Source organism: Arthrobacter sp. MA-N2, from assembly GCF_000517125.1.
Taxonomy (GTDB): Bacteria; Actinomycetota; Actinomycetes; order Actinomycetales; family Micrococcaceae; genus Arthrobacter; species Arthrobacter methylotrophus.
The window spans coordinates 348,007-363,566 of the sequence record NZ_KI912156.1 but is presented as its reverse complement, the minus strand read 5'-3'; the positions used below and the strand labels follow the sequence as shown (position 1 = coordinate 363,566).

The 15,560-nt window shown below is 61.1% G+C and carries 15 protein-coding genes; 1 reads left to right on the top strand and 14 read right to left on the bottom strand.

What is annotated here, in order from left to right; genetic code table 11:
- Positions 1-45 precede the first annotated feature (45 nt).
- The 4 genes from A3M3_RS26110 to A3M3_RS0119935 form a co-directional block, all read right to left on the bottom strand.
- Positions 46-579, bottom strand: coding sequence for a MaoC family dehydratase (locus A3M3_RS26110; protein WP_231497372.1), 534 nt, complete (start codon positions 577-579; stop codon positions 46-48).
- Positions 572-1,426, bottom strand: coding sequence for an HpcH/HpaI aldolase/citrate lyase family protein (locus A3M3_RS0119945; protein ID WP_197023339.1), 855 nt, complete (start codon positions 1,424-1,426; stop codon positions 572-574). Before A3M3_RS0119945 ends, A3M3_RS26110 begins: the two co-directional genes overlap by 8 nt.
- Before the next feature lie 92 nt (positions 1,427-1,518).
- Complete coding sequence (locus A3M3_RS0119940; protein WP_028267815.1) at positions 1,519-1,725, bottom strand: ferredoxin; 207 nt, start codon at positions 1,723-1,725, stop codon at positions 1,519-1,521.
- A gap of 22 nt (positions 1,726-1,747) precedes the next feature.
- Positions 1,748-2,965 (bottom strand): cytochrome P450, encoded by a 1,218-nt coding sequence (locus A3M3_RS0119935; protein WP_028267814.1) that lies wholly within the window; start codon positions 2,963-2,965, stop codon positions 1,748-1,750.
- Positions 2,966-3,112: 147 nt separating this feature from the next.
- Here A3M3_RS0119935 and A3M3_RS0119930 point away from each other — a divergent pair, with 147 nt between their 5' ends.
- Complete coding sequence (locus A3M3_RS0119930) at positions 3,113-4,324, top strand: NAD(P)/FAD-dependent oxidoreductase (RefSeq protein WP_028267813.1); 1,212 nt, start codon at positions 3,113-3,115, stop codon at positions 4,322-4,324.
- A 479-nt stretch (positions 4,325-4,803) separates the two neighbouring features.
- Here A3M3_RS0119930 and A3M3_RS26105 read toward each other — a convergent pair whose 3' ends face one another.
- From A3M3_RS26105 to A3M3_RS0119880, 10 genes are all read right to left on the bottom strand, one after another.
- Positions 4,804-5,097: a Dabb family protein gene (locus A3M3_RS26105; protein WP_051423420.1), complete on the bottom strand. Its 294-nt coding sequence runs from the start codon at positions 5,095-5,097 to the stop codon at positions 4,804-4,806.
- Positions 5,094-6,056 carry an SDR family NAD(P)-dependent oxidoreductase gene (locus A3M3_RS26100; RefSeq protein WP_051423419.1) on the bottom strand — a complete coding sequence of 321 codons (963 nt, stop codon included), beginning with the start codon at positions 6,054-6,056 and terminating at the stop codon, positions 5,094-5,096. Before A3M3_RS26100 ends, A3M3_RS26105 begins: the two co-directional genes overlap by 4 nt.
- Before the next feature lie 26 nt (positions 6,057-6,082).
- On the bottom strand, positions 6,083-7,093 hold the full coding sequence (locus A3M3_RS0119915; protein ID WP_051423418.1) for an ABC transporter permease: 1,011 nt from the start codon (positions 7,091-7,093) through the stop codon (positions 6,083-6,085).
- 1 nt (position 7,094) lies between these two features.
- A complete protein-coding gene (locus tag A3M3_RS26095; protein WP_051423417.1) occupies positions 7,095-8,636 on the bottom strand; it encodes a sugar ABC transporter ATP-binding protein in 1,542 nt (513 codons plus the stop codon).
- Positions 8,633-9,394, bottom strand: coding sequence for an enoyl-CoA hydratase/isomerase family protein (locus tag A3M3_RS0119905; protein ID WP_028267811.1), 762 nt, complete (start codon positions 9,392-9,394; stop codon positions 8,633-8,635). Before A3M3_RS0119905 ends, A3M3_RS26095 begins: the two co-directional genes overlap by 4 nt.
- A 30-nt stretch (positions 9,395-9,424) precedes the next feature.
- Positions 9,425-10,258, bottom strand: coding sequence for a mycofactocin-coupled SDR family oxidoreductase (locus A3M3_RS0119900; RefSeq protein WP_081736995.1), 834 nt, complete (start codon positions 10,256-10,258; stop codon positions 9,425-9,427).
- Positions 10,259-10,310: 52 nt separating this feature from the next.
- Positions 10,311-11,654, bottom strand: coding sequence for a substrate-binding domain-containing protein (locus tag A3M3_RS0119895; RefSeq protein WP_035743413.1), 1,344 nt, complete (start codon positions 11,652-11,654; stop codon positions 10,311-10,313).
- A gap of 2 nt (positions 11,655-11,656) precedes the next feature.
- A complete protein-coding gene (locus A3M3_RS26090; RefSeq protein ID WP_081736963.1) occupies positions 11,657-13,009 on the bottom strand; it encodes an MFS transporter in 1,353 nt (450 codons plus the stop codon).
- 72 nt (positions 13,010-13,081) lie between these two features.
- The gene (locus A3M3_RS0119885; RefSeq protein WP_028267808.1) at positions 13,082-13,852 is read right to left on the bottom strand and encodes an SDR family NAD(P)-dependent oxidoreductase; all 771 of its coding nucleotides are present in this window, start codon (positions 13,850-13,852) and stop codon (positions 13,082-13,084) included.
- 85 nt (positions 13,853-13,937) lie between these two features.
- Positions 13,938-15,449, bottom strand: coding sequence for an aldehyde dehydrogenase family protein (locus tag A3M3_RS0119880; protein ID WP_051423414.1), 1,512 nt, complete (start codon positions 15,447-15,449; stop codon positions 13,938-13,940).
- Positions 15,450-15,560: the final 111 nt, after the last annotated feature.

The window sequence follows — 15,560 nt, the reverse complement described above, 5'->3', positions numbered from 1 at the left end:
CGGCATGCGAACGACTTCGTCAACGCATTTTCGTAGATTCGGGACTTAGACGGCCCAGTCGCGCACGGGCTCGGGGAATTGACTCGCGGCCTGCGGCGCCCGGCGGCGGTACATCATGAAGGTTCGGCGGAACTCCACTACGGTCGCGCCGCTCTGGTTGATGCCTCGCGTGCGGACACTGACGATTCCCTGATTGGGACGCGAACGCGACTCGCGCAACTCAAGCACTTCGCTCTCGGCCCACAGCGTGTCTCCGGCGAAAACGGGGGTAGGCATTGAAATCGAGTCCCAGGCCAGGTTTGCCATCGCGTTCTCGCTGGTGTCGGCAACTGACAGTCCGACGACCACTGACAGCGTCAGGCACGAGTTCACCAATGGTCGATGGAACTCTGTGGTGGCAGCGAATTCGTTGTTGAAATGCACTTGGTTCGTGTTACATGTGAGCAAGGTAAACCACGTGTTATCGGTCTGTTCAAGGGTCCGACCGAGCCGGCTGCGGTAAACGTCGCCGACCTCGAAGTCCTCGTAGAAGCGGCCCCGCCACACTTTTGGGGCGTGTATCTCTGTTGCCTCAGTCAAAACGAACGTCCTTTCCATGGATCGAATTCGCGAGTTCAAGCACCCGCTGTGCCTGCCGGACGACCGGAAGATCGATCATTCGGCCATCGCTGACGGCGACCGCACGACCTTCCGCGCGAGCCGTCGTGAAACTGTTGACAACCGCCTGCGCATCCCTAATCTCCGCTGCGGTCGGGCTGAAGACCTCATTCACGACCTTCAGCTGAGCCGGGTGGATGCACGCTTTGCCGGTGAATCCAAGACTCTTGCCACGCTCCGCGGAAAGGCGGAGACCGACAGTATCGGACGCTGCAAGATGCACGACGTCGATCGGAGACTCCTTCTCGTTGGCGGCGGACGCCATGGCGAGGCGCGCACGTGGGTAGTGCATCTCCGATTCGTCCGCACAGAGGGCGATACCGAGTTCGGCAGCGAGATCAGCGGACCCGAGCATTAAACGGTGTACTCGGGGATCGGCAGCTACAAGGTGGGCCTCTTCGACGCCCCGCGCGGTCTCAACCAGTGCAATGACCGGGAGCCCGGGATCGCCGACCTTGGCAAGGCTCGCCGCGGTGGCTTTCGGGAGCATGATAGCCGCAGCCCGTGAACCCGCGATGGCGGCCACGTCGTCGACGAACCAGGGTGTGTCGGTTCCATTGATCCTTACCACCACGCTGAGATCCGCAGGACGCTGATCCAGGAACTCGATTGCACGGCGTCGGGCCAGGGTCTTGGAGTCGGAACCGACGGCGTCTTCGAGATCGAGCACAATCGCGTCTGCTGCGCTTGTGGCCGCCTTGGCAAGCTTGCGTTCGTCGTCTGCCGGTACGAACAGAAGCGACCGTATGCCTCGCTGCATCCTTTTCATGATCATCATCATATTGGTTGTCTGAATCTCTTACAAGCCTTATACGCGAAAACGCCGGAAGCTAATGCTTCCGGCGTTTTTTCACTAAATAATCAGGAGGTTATTCGGTTGAGAGAGAGCTCGATAGCCATTGCAGGGCACATGTCAACCGCGCGCTCCACCTCCGCTTCATCGCCCGATTGCACGTCTTCTTGATTGATGACTACGATCCCTTCCTCGTCGAGGTCGAAATACTTGGCCGAAACTGCCACGCAGTTGCCTGCGCCGATGCATCTTTCAGTAAAAGTCTCGATTTTCACAGCTGTCCAATCTCTCTAGATGTCACCAAGTGACGGGAACGGCGCGCACGCCATAGATCATTGAATTGCGGAACTCGAGTTCGTTCTCGGGTACCGCAAGGGCGAGATGCGGGAACCGCTCCAGCAGCTTGGTGAAGACGACCTGCAATTCGAGGCGGGCGAGATTCTGCCCCAGGCATTGATGGACGCCGAAGCCGAACGCCATGTGGTCCCGAGCGTCTCGGTGGATATCGAAGTGATCGGGCTTGGTGAATACCTCCGGGTCGTGGTTCGCTGCTGGAACCGGGGCCAATACTCCTGTTCCAGCCTGAATGGTGACCTCTCGAACGGTGATGTCCTCGGTCGGAACCCGGGACGCCACATGATGGGCCACACTGAGGAAGCGCAGCATTTCCTCGATCGCCGACGGAAACAAGCTTGGATCTTCCCGAAGTTCCCTCATCTGATCGGGATGACGCAGCAGCAGAATGGTGCCGAGCGCTATCATGTTCGCCGTCGTGTCGAAGCCGCCGACGATCAGGAGGTTGAGGACCGCCACCAGGTCGGGGCGCGTTATGGTGCCCTGGTTCAACTGGTCCGTGACAAGCCGGCTTACCAGATCCTCGCCGGGATTATTCAACCGGGCCGTCACGAGGGCGTCGAGGTAGGCAGTTAGCTCGGCGGAAGCGGTTGCGGATTCCGTGGGCGTGCTATCAAGGTTCATCCAGCGGTTCACCATGTCGAGCAGGAAGTGGCTGTCTTCGGCTGGCAGCCCCAAGATCTCGCATATCGCGCTCGAGGGGAGGGGCTCGGCGAGTGACGTCAGCAGATCCGCGGGGGCCCCAGCACCTTCCATATCGTCGAGAAGTCGGTCGACCACCTCCTCGATGTAGGGCCGGAGCTTCGCTACCTGCGGGATCGATAGTTCCCTGGCTACCATGCGGCGTTGTGTGTTGTGCTCGGCCCCGTCCATTCGGATGAAGCCCCTCTGTGATCCGCGGGAGGCTGCATGATTGGCGTTGGAGTTCGGATAGCCGGCACGGCTCGAGTCTGCCGACATCGCCGGATGGCGGAGCAGGGTGCGCACGTCTTCGTGGCGTGCAGCCATCCACGATGAAGAGCCGTCCCACATCTGTACTTGAGTGAGTTCGCCACTGCGCCGGGCTTCCTTGTATTCCGGCGGCGGCAGCAGTGGGTCCGTGCGCTCGAATGGCCACGTGAATTCCGCTTTGGTGCCTCTCGGAACGAGATCGTCCGACATTGAAATCTCCATTCATGCTAATGATATTGTGGAATAGTGTTAGCTTACACACGCCTGGTCCACTTGAAAAGGATCCCGCCGGCCCAAGGCGACTCCGATAGCGTTCGAGACAGGATCCCGCGGCTCCCACTCATGTAAGGACTTCAGATGGACAACATCGTCATTGCTGGCGCCTCAACTGCCGGCCTCACTGCGGCTCGCGAACTGCGGAAGAAAGGCTTCATGGGGCGGCTCCGGCTCGTTGAACAGGACCGTTCCGGGCCCTACCGCCGGCCTGAGGTATCTAAGGGTCTCCTGAGTGGAGCCCTCAATGCCTCCGACATCGCGATCGCTTGGCCCGCCGATCTCGATCTCGAACTCGTACTCGGCGCGCGGCTGGAGCACTTGGACGTCGGGGATCGCGCCGTTGGCATCCGCCACGACGACGGTCGGGCCGAATCCCTCCATTTCGATCGGCTCCTGCTCGCCACGGGCTGTATCGCGAGGCCCACACCCTTCGACCCGACGATAGGCAGAGTGCACACCCTCCGGTCTGCTCAGGATGCCCAGAACATGAAAGCTGACCTTGATCGCGCCGATCGCGTCGCCATCATCGGGGGCGGCTTCATCGGTCTTGAAGTGGCGGCCGTCGCGCAAAAGCTCGGTAAGTCGGTGACCGTCATTGAGGCCGCAGAGATCCCGCTCTCCCGGATCCTGGGTGACGTTTTCGGGAATCGGATTGCCGCACACCACCAGGCCCACGGCGTCGAGCTCATCACCGGAGCCTCCGTCGTAGGTCTCGACGTCGACGGATCTAACAATGTAGCCGCGGTCGCGTTGGCCTCAGGAGAACGCATTGAAGCCGACGTGGTGCTGATGGCCATAGGATCCCGTCCTGCTATCGACTGGCTTGAGTCCTCAGGGCTGCCCTCCTCCGACGGCATCGAATGCGACGAGACCTGCGCGGTCGAGGGTACCGACGGCCTGATCGTGGCCGCAGGTGACCTGGCGAGCTGGATCAATCCTCTTTACCAACGACGGATGCGCGTTGAACATTGGACAAATGCGATCGAGCAGGGCACATACGCCGCCCGCAGACTGATGGGCGCGCACGATCCGGACGGATTCGTCAGTGCTCCCTACTTTTGGTCGGACCAGCATGGGGTAAAGATCCAGAGCATCGGGTCCTCGTTCGGCCACGACGAAGCCGTAGTAATCGATGAGAGCGACGACAGCATGCTCGTCGCCTACGGACTTAACGGCCGACTGCTTTCGGTGGCAGGGCTGAATGCCGGAACCCGGGTCATGAAGCACCGACGTCTGGTACTTGAGGGCGCAAGCATGACCGAGGTGCGAGGAGCCGCCCAGCTGATCGGCTGAGCTCTTGGGACCCTTCGCCATTGAGCCGGGTTGGTCTGTTGACCGGTAGCACCCGCCGGATGCTCCCCTCATGGCGCCCAAGGGTGGCCCGGTTCACCCCTCCGAGAACCGGGCCACCCTCGCGGGGATCGAGCGATCCCCGGAAGACGTTGGACCCACCATCATTGGACCACCGGAGGCAAACCGCCGCCATGGTGGGTCGTTCAAAGGTCTGGCCCCTTCTTTTGCCGGAAGTCCAGTTCCCTAGGTTCTGTGGATCATGACAGGCGAATTCGGAGCCAGCGACAGCATCGCCACGAAAAATGACGAGCCCGCCTACCTCAAGATGCTTCGGATGGCCGTTCGCAAGGAGCGGCTCTGCGCTACGAGCTTTGGTCATGAAGCACCGGCCGCTGGCAGCTGGGTGCCCTGGCATTACGCACGTGCGAGGAGCCGCCCAGCTGATCGGCTGGGCGGCTCCGGGCCGAGAGCAGGACCTGTCAGGTGAAGATGTCGGCGCCGCTTACGGATTGTCCGAGTTCTTTGACGAGCGCACTTACTTCAAGATGCTTCGGGTGGGAGCTGTAGGTTGTGAGATCCTCCACCGAGTCGAAGGTGGCGACGAGGGCGAGCCGATGAAGCCGCCCGCCGTCGGGAGTCGAGGCGACTCCGGCTTCCAGCGAGCGTACATTCGGGATGGTCGTTCGTAGGGCGCGGATCCGCGCCACGAGGTCATCGATCTGCTCGGGATTGCACTCTTCAGAGAACTCCACGATCGCGAGGTGGCTGATCAAAGTTGCACCTCCGCGCCGATGCCTGCGCGTTGGAGCAATGTGTACTCGAAGGCGTTATCGACGGCCTCGTAGAAGTTGCCCAGCCGGTGCAGTTCATCCTGTTCCCCCATCACGAGGCCCCAGTTGTCCCGCACCTTCTCAGGGGTGATTTCAGCGTCGCTGAAACCGAGCGGAGAGGCGTAGACGAGAACTGCCATCCGCCCTCCGCTGATACTGAAAGCCTGTCCGCTTACTGGACATTCCTCGGAGGCGAGGATGCTCGCGCCGAGCGCAATGTGCTCCGGCCCGGTGAACCGTTCCATGTAGTCAAGGGTTGGGGTGCCGGGAATCAACGGCGAGACCATTCGACTGATCGCCAGGGGCAGGATCGAGTTCGCACGGATTCCGTGCGGCGCCCCCGCTCCTGCCATCTGACGCGTCGCGGCGATCACAGCACCCTTCGCAATGGCGTAGGAGCCGAACCATGTTCCGTCGGGCTGCACGAAGCCGAGTGCGCCTGCCGAACTGGTATTGACGATGCGACCGTAGCCCTGCGAGACCATGTGAGGCCAAGCAGCGCGAACGGTCATGAGTTGGCCCTCCAGATGCACTCCCATGTGAGAGGCATAAGCCGGGCCGGGCTCGTCCTGGATCGCGTCGGAAGCGTTGATTCCGGCGTTATTGACAATTACGTCGATACGGCCAAAGGAATCGACTGCCTGTTGCACCATCGCTGCCGCTCCCTCAGGATCAGCCACGCTTCCATGGTTGGCGACGGCCTCGCCCCCGAGTGCCGTGATCTCGTCGACGACAGCTTGGGCGCGGTTGTCGTTCTCCGCGATGTTAGTGATGGAGACGGCGTAGTCATTGACAACCACTTTCGCTCCCCGTTCGGCGAGGGCTAGGGCGTGGGCGCGGCCGATGCCTCCGCCGGCACCTGTTACGAGAGCAACCCGGTCATCGAAACGTACTTTAGACATTTTGGTCATTCCTTTCGGCTGGGCGTCTATTTGACGACACCGGTTTCGGAGCGCCGCACCGTTACGAGGACCGCGAACAATACGATAACGCCGAAGATTACTGTCTGGTAATTGGGGTCGACCTGCGTGAGCGTCATCCCGTTTGTCACGATGCCCAGGGTGAGCACTCCGACCACCGTGCGGGCGGGACCGCCGCTGCCGCCATTCAGTGCGGTGCCACCCATCACCACGGCGGCAATCGCGTTCAGCAGGAATACATCGCCCATGCCGGGCGACGATCCGCCGCCTTGACCGATCAGCAATAGCCCGCCGATGCCGGCGAAGAGGCCGGAGAGGCCAAACATCCAGAACTTCGCACGATTCACCGGCAGACCCGACAGCCGTGCCACGCGCTCGTTGCCCCCGATGGCGTAGATGTGGCGGCCGAAGGGCGTGCGGTAGACAACAGTGGCCATAATTCCGAAGGCGATGACAGCCCACCAGACGATGTTTGGGATTCCGAGGACCGCCGCGCCGTTGGTTGCCTCGTCGAGAAATGGCTGATTCATGGACTGCGCAGAGCCACCAGTGAGCCGTAGCGCCAAACCATTGAAGATGAACAGCACCCCGAGTGTCGTGAGGAAGGACGGCAGTTTCGCGTAGGCCACGAGGAGGCCGTTCAGCAGGCCGCACGCAAGACCGATTGGAAGCGCTAGCCACACCAGTCCGGGCATCCCGTTGGCGGTGAAGACCACTGCAATGGTGCCAGTGAGGGCAGCGACTGCCCCCACCGACAGGTCTATGCTGCCGGAGAGGATGACGACCGTCGACGCGCAGGCGAGGACCATTAGCACCGAGGAAGACCGGAGGATGTTGAACACGTTGTCCAACGTCAGGAAGGCCGGAGTGATCGCGCTGAAGAGGATGATCAGTGCGATCATCAGTGCATAAGGCAGCAAGCGGGTTCCCCACACCCGCCAAGGAGAAGACGCGGTGCCGCGCGCGCCGAGTAGGACAGACGCGTCCGTCGCGTTAACGTGTTCTTTGACGACCGACATATTAAACCATCCTCGCTACAATTTGCTGTTCAGTGAGTTCGGGAGCCTCGTTGTGGCCCCATTCGTGGACGATCTGACCGTCCTTCATCGCAGCGATTCGGTCACACATGCCGATCAGCTCGCGTAGATCGTCGCTGATAATCACCATGGCAAGACCGGCCTCGGCCAAGTCGCGTAGCTGTCCGTAGATCTCCTGACGGGCGCCGACATCGACGCCACGCGTTGGGTTGTCGAGTACGAGCACTTGTGCTCCTGAAGACACCAGGCGAGCGAGCATGACCTTTTGCTGGTTGCCTCCGCTGAGTGAACCGACCAATGTCTCCATCGAAGGCGCCGCGACGTGATGCCGGATCATGGCCTCTGCGACCTCACTGCGCTCCTGCTTGAGAAGCAGGAAGCCGGAGCGGCTCAGGCGTGGGAGGCTCGACCAGGTCATATTCCACTTGATTGACTGGAGAAGACTGACGCCCTCCGAGTGCCGATCAAGTGGTCCGTAGCCGATTTTGCCTACGCGGGTCGTCGGTCGCCCACTCGGGAGAGCGCGACCAGCGAACTTGATGGTTCCAGCCGCGGAGATGTCACCAGATAGAGCGCTTGCGACATGTGATTTTCCGCAGCCGGTCAGGCCTCCGATACCTAAGATCTCGCCTTCCTTTAGGTCGAACGAGACCCCGGCGAAGTGTTTGTGGACCCCGAGGTCGCGCACCGAAAGTAGGACGTCGCCAAAGGAATCACGCCGGCGGTCCTCGAAGTAATGATTCTCTTCACGATCGCGGCCCACCATCAGACGGTGTAGTTCGGCCTCGTCGGTGTCACCGACCAACCGCTCCGCCACGACCTTGCCGTCCTTCAACACGTAGATGCGATCGCAGATGTCGAGGATCTCGTTGATGCGGTGGCTGACGAAGACGAAGGAGGCAGCCTCGCGGCGTGAGCGTACGTAACGGAAGAGGTCATCGACCTCATCCTGATTGAGCGACGCAGTGGTCTCGTCTAGCAGCACGACAGGGTGGTCGATGCCCAGAAGATCACTGACCGCGAAGGCCCGGGTGATCTCGACAAGCTGACGTATGTCGAGGGGGAGGTCCCGTACAAGGCCGTTTTCATCGATGCCGCCGCCGACGAAGTCTTCGCCCGATAGGTGCTTGCTAGCCGCAGCACGCATTTTACGTGGATTCAGCACTCCGGCGGTGGTGAATTGGTGCTCGTGCCCCAGATAGAGGTTTTCCGCCACGGTCAGGTTTGCGATGAGGCCCTGATCCTGATGGGCACGGAAGACTCCCGCACGGTTGGCTTCGCCGTAGCTGGACAGCCCCGGCCTGCGGTCTCCTGCACGCACTTGACCCGTGTCGGGCTGCTCGGCTCCGGAGAGGATGCTGAGCAAGGTCGACTTGCCGGCGCCGTTCTCACCGACCAGACCGATCACCTCACCGTGGTGTACCCTCAGTGAGACGTCGCTGAGGGCGCGCACACCCGGGTACGTGCGGCTGACTCCCTCCGCAGCGAGAACGATGGGGGCTTCCAGAAGAGTCCCGTTGGTCATCCGAGATCCAATGCCGCGAGTGCTTCGAAAGCCAGGCCGTGGCCGAGGTTGTCATGCATGGTTTTGCGGATGTCGCGATTGAGCACCTCGCGGGAATACCGCAAGGCGAGCATCGACTTCTCAGCCATCCCCGTGGCGATCTCCAATGCGCGGGAAAGAACCTGATCGGGGGCGACGATCTCGTCGACCGCTCCGGCATCTTTGGCCTCCTGGGATGTCAGCTTCTGGCCCGTCAGGAGGAAATACTTCGCGCGTTTCTCCCCCACTGCATGAATCCAAGCCGTCTGTACTCCGTCCCCGGGTACGATGCCGTTGGGGAAATGAGCGGCATCCTGGAAATAGGTGCTCGATGATGCGACGACGATGTCCGCCAAGATGCCGAGCTCCGAGTGGATCGTTGCCGGGCCATTGATCGCCGAGACAACGGGAACTCGGATGCTCAGCAGATTGTTGAGCAAACGCTGGCCCTCGAAAACGCTGTTGTCCCAATCAAGCGGACCGGCGAGAGTGAAGCTGCTGAAGTCGATGTCGGCACAGAAGCTGTCACCCGTTCCGGTGAGTACCACCACCTTGGTCTCCGGGTCGGTGGCAACATCGGCGAACATGTAGGCGAGTTCATCGTGAACCAGGCTGTCCCAGACGAGCGAACCACCGTCCGTGTGCAGTCTGATGACGAGGACCCCGTTATCTCCGCGTTCGAGTGCGATCCGCTTGTATTTATTCTGGTAAGTGGCCAGACGGGGGGCGATCTTCGACATGTCTTCCTTCTCTCTGAATTATCGGGCGCGTCAGCGCGCCATTACCCCGGCGTCGACGGGAACGGCAAGCCCCGTCACATACCGGCTGTCGTCGGAGGCGAGCCAGGACACCGCGCCGCTTACCTCTTTTGCATCTAGAAACCCGCCCTCGGGCAGCGGGAGCAGCGGAGAGAAGGATCCGAGGAAAAGCGTGGCTTCGGGTCCGTCTCCCTGCAGCAGAGCAGGTCCGGTCTTGTCGGTGGTGAGCGGCGTGGCGATTGGCCCGGGATTGACAGAGTTGACTCGGATTGAGTGCTCTGCGAGCTCCTGGGCGAGCACTTTCACCAATCCTTGCAAGCCGTGCTTCGAGGCTGCGTAGGCGCCGGTAAAGGGCAGGCCCTTGCTGCCGGAGACGGAGCTTGTCACGATGATCGAACCGCCTTTGCCGCCGGCGATCATCCGAGGGGCGAATGCCTGGATGGTGTTGAAGGTGCCGGTTAGGTTCACGGCGATGACCTGGTCCCAGGTCTCGATCGGAGTCTCGAGTACCCGCCCGTAGGCGCCCATCCCGGCGTTGGCCACGAGCACATCCAGCTGCGGGAAGTCCTTTTCGCTTTCGGCTACCGCCTTCGCCAGCGCCTCGCGATCCCGGATGTCTGCACTCAGAGCGATGCCGCGACGGCCGAGCTTCTCGACCTCGGCCACCGTTTCGAGCAGTTCCTTCCAAGTTCCCAACGGGTATGCAACGTCAAGGTTCTGGCCGGCCATGTCGATCGCGACGATGTCGGCCCCTTCAGCCGCAAGGCGCAGGCAGTGCGCTCGTCCCTGACCGTGTGCTGCGCCCGTGACGAGAGCGGTTTTCCCTGCCAATCTTTGTTCCATCATTTTCACTGGTCCTTCATTGCGTCGTATGAGCGGAGGGTTTCTCTGGAGTTTCTTACGCGTTGAGTGCGCCGAGAGCGCCCTTCTTGACGATGGCCTTTTCGCGCACGGAAGCGTAGGGATCCTTGAACTTCTTGTCCCAGAGAGCGTTCAGGGCATCAAGTCCGCCGTCGCTGTCCAACGCTTTCTGATAGCTCTCTGGCCAGGCCCACCCGGCCGGCTGGGGTGTTGGGTTGACACCCTGTGGACCCCATTCGGATACTGCCGGGTTGGGTATGACGCAGCGGTGCTGGACGATCCAATTATCCCCATTGAGATGGCGCGACATCTTCGTGGCGTCCCAGAGCACAGGCTTGTCCTCCCCAGTCAGATCGAGCAGGGCCGCGGCTGCTTCAGGGGTGTCGATGATGACGCTGTCGGTGTTGATGAAGGACTCCAGGGGGTTCGTCTGGACGCCGTTGATGTGGTCGAAAAGACGCACTGCGGCTAGCACGCCAGAAAAGGCGATGAGACCGGCCGAGGTCGCGACGATGCGATCTTCGGTACTCATGAGCTTGAGGAACCCGGGGTCACCATCCATCCCGCAGATGAGGGCGGTCGAGTTGCGCGCCGCCTTAAGTGCTGCGAGTGCACCTAGCCCCACACCGTCGTTCAAGCAGAGGACGAACTTCACGTTGGGGTTCGACGGGAGGAGCGTCTCCAGTGCGGTCTGGGCCTTGGTGGTGTCCCAGTCGGTGTAGGCATTGGCGACTAATTTCACGTTCGGGTACTCTGAGATCGCCTTCATTGCCCCGAAACGGCGGGCTGTCTCCGAGAGGCCACCTTTGGGGCCGCCCAGCAGGATCAGATCGCCTTTGCCGCCGCCGCGCTCAAGCAGGATCTTGGTCACCACGTAGGCCTCATCCGCAAACGGGCCACCCACATTGCCGGTGAAGTAGCCGTTGAACTTCGGATCAGTCGGCGCGAACCAGGGAAGACGATTAGATAGGTTTTGGTACGCGATCTTTTTGTCGGTCAGTGACTTGGCGTAGCGCTCAATGCTGGCGTCGGCCACGAGATAGGAGTGGACGCCAGCGACGCTAAGAGAAGGAAACGTCAGCGACTGCGCCAAGGCCTTCTGCATATCACCGTCGTACGACGTGAACGAAGCGCTGGCACTCAGTGCTTTTGCGGCAGCCTTGAATGCGCGATCAGCCGACGAGAAGGCTGGGACATTTGCGATCAAGTGATCCATCAGGAGGGGCGACGAACCTGCAGAGGCGGCTAACCCTGGCGCGCCAGGAGTCGCGCAGGCCGCGAGGAGAGCGGAGCCTGCCACCGCCATGCCAGCGATGCCCGTGAAACGGAACACGTCTCGACGGGATAAGTCAGTCTGGTGGAACCTGTCTTGGTATTTCACAACTATTCTCCTAGCGAAGGTTGATTTACGGGCACAATGGTTCTGTGCACCGGGGGAAGGGGGGCGATACCGATTTCGTGCTTGACATTGCTCGACCGCACAACCGCGATGACGGCGATGGCGCTGAAGACGGCTGAGATCGCCACGAGAATCTGCCACGAGCCGCCCTGCGCCACGATCCATGCCGCAACGAACGGGGTGAAGCCGCCAGCGAGTGCACCCAGCTGCATACCCACGGAGATGCCTGTCACTCTTACCCGGGTTTCGAACATCTCGGAGTAATACGCCGGCACCACTCCTACGATGGCTGCTTGTCCGAAGTTCAGCACAGCGATCATCGCCAGCGTCATGACAAAGGAGTTCACGGTCTGGATGCTTGCGTAGAACGTAACGAGGAAAACCGTCTGGAGAATCAACCCGATGACGAGAATCGGCTTGCGGCCGAAACGATCCGAGAGCGCGCCCCAGACGATCATGGCGACCACGTTCGAAAGTGTCGCCACGGTCAATGCTTGAAGGAGGTACTGATTGGCATCTATAGACACTCCCTTGGCGAACGTTAAGGAGTACACGGTCACGAGATAAAATGCGACGTTCTGCGCAGCGAAGACGAAGAGACTGATTAGGATCGCCGATGGGTACTTCTTGAACACTTCGAGAATCGGCAGTTTGCCCTGGCGCCGCTCCTCTTTTGTGCGCTCCTTCACGAAATCCTCGGGCTCCGCTACGGCTCTGCGCACCATGAATCCGACCAGAAGCACGACGATGCTGGCGAGAAACGGAATTCTCCATCCCCACTGAAGGAACTGTTCCGTGGGCATCATCACCGTCATCGCGAAGATGAACGACCCCAGTGCCGTACCGGCATTAGTGCCGGCGGTCGAGAAGGCCCCGAAAAAACCGCGCCGCTTCGGTGGCGCATTTTCCACTGCAAGCGCTGCCGCCCCACCCAGTTCGCCTCCCGCTGCCATGCCCTGGACGAGGCGGAGCAGCACCAACAGAATGGGAGCCAGAATACCCACCTCGGCGTAGCTGGGCAGAATTCCCATCAAGAACGTCGCCGATCCCATCACCCACAATGTGAGAACGAGCATCCTCTTGCGCCCGTATTTGTCGCCGATATGACCGAAGATCACGGCGCCCAGCGGCCGCACGAGGAACGCTATTCCGAACGTCGCGAACGCGGCCAGAGTTCCGGCCACAGGGTCGAGCGTCGGAAAGAATAGTTTGCCGAACACCAAGGCAGCCGCAGCACCGTAGATGAAGAAGTCATAGAATTCCATGACTCCACCGACAAAGCTCGCCGCCGCTGACTTCTTAGCCTGGTCGGCTAGCTGTCGCGGTTGAACATTCATAACGACCCCTTCGTCGTTGTGGAAAAACGAGGCGACCCGGTGGTTTCTGAGCCGAGGAACCTGCGGACAGTACTATTTGGCGACAAAGCCGCCATCGACGGGCAGTGCGACGCCCGTGATAAAGCTGGCCCGGTCGCTAGCGAGGAACAGTGCAGCCTGTGCGATTTCCTCGGGGCGCCCGCGGCGGCCGAGAGGAATGTCCTGCTCTACCCAGGCGTCGAGACGCTCCGAGGCACCCTCCGTCGTCTCCCGCGACCAGAACTTCGGCAGCATCGGCGTATCGATAGGTCCGGGGCAGATCACGTTTACGCGCACCTTCGGCGCCAGCGAGAGAGCGAGGGCCTTGGCGTACATGACGACGCCGCCTTTGGTGAGCGAGTAGAGGGGGCTGAGCCCTGAGCCCACGAGGCCTGCGGTCGATGCGGTGAAGATAATGGAACCGGTGTTCTCTGACTTCTTTAGCAGCGGAATCCCGGACTGTGCGACGAAGTAGGCCCCGGTAAGGTTCACCCCGACCGAGAAATCGTATTCCTCCTCGGTCACCTCGTGGCCGGTCGCCCCGGGGGTTCCGGCGTTGGCGTAGACGACGTCGAGGCGGCCGAACTGCTCGTCGACCCTCTCGAAAGCCGACTGGATGTCCTGCGGCTTCGTGACGTCGAGCTTTACCGCACTCGCTGTACCGCCGGCCTCTTCGATCTCGGCTACGACCTTCTCGGCGCCCTCGAGATTCAGATCTGCGACGACCACGGTGGCGCCTTCGGCGGCCATCAGGATGGCGCTTGCGCGGCCCATTCCTGAGGCGGCTCCGGTGATGAAGGCAATTCTGTTCTGAAGCTCGTTCATGGTATCTGGTAACTCCAATTTGGGTCGTTTGATCGTTGTAGTCTCAGTGCTTTGGGGGGAGTATGTGCCCGCGGAGGACTCCGAACTATTCCCGGGTTTCGAACGCGCGCAGCTCGACGTACTCGTCCAGGCTGTATCGGCCCCACTCGCGGCCGATACTGGTCTGTTTGAAGCCGCCATGCGGTCCGTCGGTGACACTGGCTAGGCAGTTGACACCCACGCTTCCGGTTCGCAGCGCGCCGGCTACCCTCCAGGCCTTGACGCGATCGGTGCTCCACACCGAGGCGTTGATGCCGTATATGGAGTCGTTCGCAATCGCGATGGCGTCGTCGGCGTTGTCAAACGGGATTGCCACGAGCACCGGCCCGAAGATCTCCTCCTGAGCGATCCGCATGTCGTTCGTGACTTCAGTGAAGAGTGTCGGCTCAATGTGGTAACCCGAGGAATGGGCCCTTGACGCGGAACCGCCAGTGAGGACGGTGGCGCCTTCCGCCCGGCCGATTTTGATGTACTCGAGTACGCGGTCGTACTGTGCACGGTTCGCTACCGGCCCAATGCCGGTGCCCGGGTCTTCCGGGCCGCCGAGGGGGATCTGAGCCATCTCCTCGGAGATGCGGGCCGTGACCTGATCGTAAATGCTCCGCTCGACGAGCACCCGGGTGAGCTGTCCGCAGCCTTGGCCCGCGTGCTTAAGGTTGCCGGGATCGGTAGCAAAGAAGGCGTCGAGGTCGGCGTCCGCGAAGACGATATTCGCTGACTTGCCACCCAGCTCGAGACCCACATTGGTGATGGTCTCGGCGGCGAGAGCCATGATGCGTCGGCCTGTGGCGGTGCTTCCCGTGAAGCTGATTTTGTCGACGCGCTCGTCGGAGACGAGCGCCTCGCCCACTTCGGATTCGGCGCCAAGGAGGATGTTCAGCACCCCGTCCGGCAGACCAGCCTCAATCGCTGACTCGGCCATAAGCGCCGAGTCCCACGAAGTAGTGGGATGGGGCTTCAGCACTATTGTGCAGCCGACGGCTAGCGCCGGGAAGACCTTTTGCACGGCCATCCGGAACGGGTAGTTGAAGGGAGTGATCCCCACGATGACGCCGGCTGGGGTACGTTGCACAAGCCGGATCTTACGGGCACCCTCTTTGCCCGAGAGCGGTGGCCCGTCGATTGTGTGTGATTCAACCTCGTCAAACGTCTCGGCGGCCGCAGCATAGCTGTAAGCGGCAGCGAGCGGGGCGTCCGTTTGGACTGCCGTCGCCAGCGAGTGCACCGCCCCAGCCTGATGAATAGCAATGTGCACGAACTCATCGCGACGGGCGTTCAGGCAGTCCGCAAAGCGTCGGAGCACTGCGGCCCGCTCAGCCGGAAGCATACGCGGCCATGGACCGCTGTCGAAGGCACGCCGCGCAGCCGAGATCGCCTGCTGCGCCTCGTCGACCGTCGCACGCGGGGTGACCGCGACGACCTGCTCGGACCATGGAGAGACGATCTCGAACTCTCCCTTACCTGCTACCAGCTGCCCGTCGATGAGGTGTCGGAGTCCGGTTGCGGGGGGTGCGGAATCATGCAATTTCGCATGCATTTTCAGTGTTTCAGGGACCATGTGATTGACCTTACATTCGTTTTCGATTTTAGGTCAATAGTTACGTTCATCCGCATAGTTATATTTTTCTTCAACAACCTATGCCGGGCGACAGGGGCGGCTCAACTTCTA

Bases quoted from the DNA above. Each gene is read 5' to 3' on its own strand.
- A3M3_RS0119945 (WP_197023339.1), bottom strand. From the start codon at position 1,426: ATGAAAAGGATGCAGCGAGGCATACGGTCGCTTCTGTTCGTACCGGCA.
- A3M3_RS0119935 (WP_028267814.1), bottom strand. From the start codon at position 2,965: ATGTCGGACGATCTCGTTCCGAGAGGCACCAAAGCGGAATTCACGTGG.
- A3M3_RS0119930 (WP_028267813.1), top strand. From the start codon at position 3,113: ATGGACAACATCGTCATTGCTGGCGCCTCAACTGCCGGCCTCACTGCG.
- A3M3_RS26100 (WP_051423419.1), bottom strand. From the start codon at position 6,056: ATGTCTAAAGTACGTTTCGATGACCGGGTTGCTCTCGTAACAGGTGCC.
- A3M3_RS0119915 (WP_051423418.1), bottom strand. From the start codon at position 7,093: ATGTCGGTCGTCAAAGAACACGTTAACGCGACGGACGCGTCTGTCCTA.
- A3M3_RS26095 (WP_051423417.1), bottom strand. From the start codon at position 8,636: ATGACCAACGGGACTCTTCTGGAAGCCCCCATCGTTCTCGCTGCGGAG.
- A3M3_RS0119905 (WP_028267811.1), bottom strand. From the start codon at position 9,394: ATGTCGAAGATCGCCCCCCGTCTGGCCACTTACCAGAATAAATACAAG.
- A3M3_RS0119900 (WP_081736995.1), bottom strand. From the start codon at position 10,258: ATGATGGAACAAAGATTGGCAGGGAAAACCGCTCTCGTCACGGGCGCA.
- A3M3_RS26090 (WP_081736963.1), bottom strand. From the start codon at position 13,009: ATGAATGTTCAACCGCGACAGCTAGCCGACCAGGCTAAGAAGTCAGCG.
- A3M3_RS0119885 (WP_028267808.1), bottom strand. From the start codon at position 13,852: ATGAACGAGCTTCAGAACAGAATTGCCTTCATCACCGGAGCCGCCTCA.
- A3M3_RS0119880 (WP_051423414.1), bottom strand. From the start codon at position 15,449: ATGGTCCCTGAAACACTGAAAATGCATGCGAAATTGCATGATTCCGCA.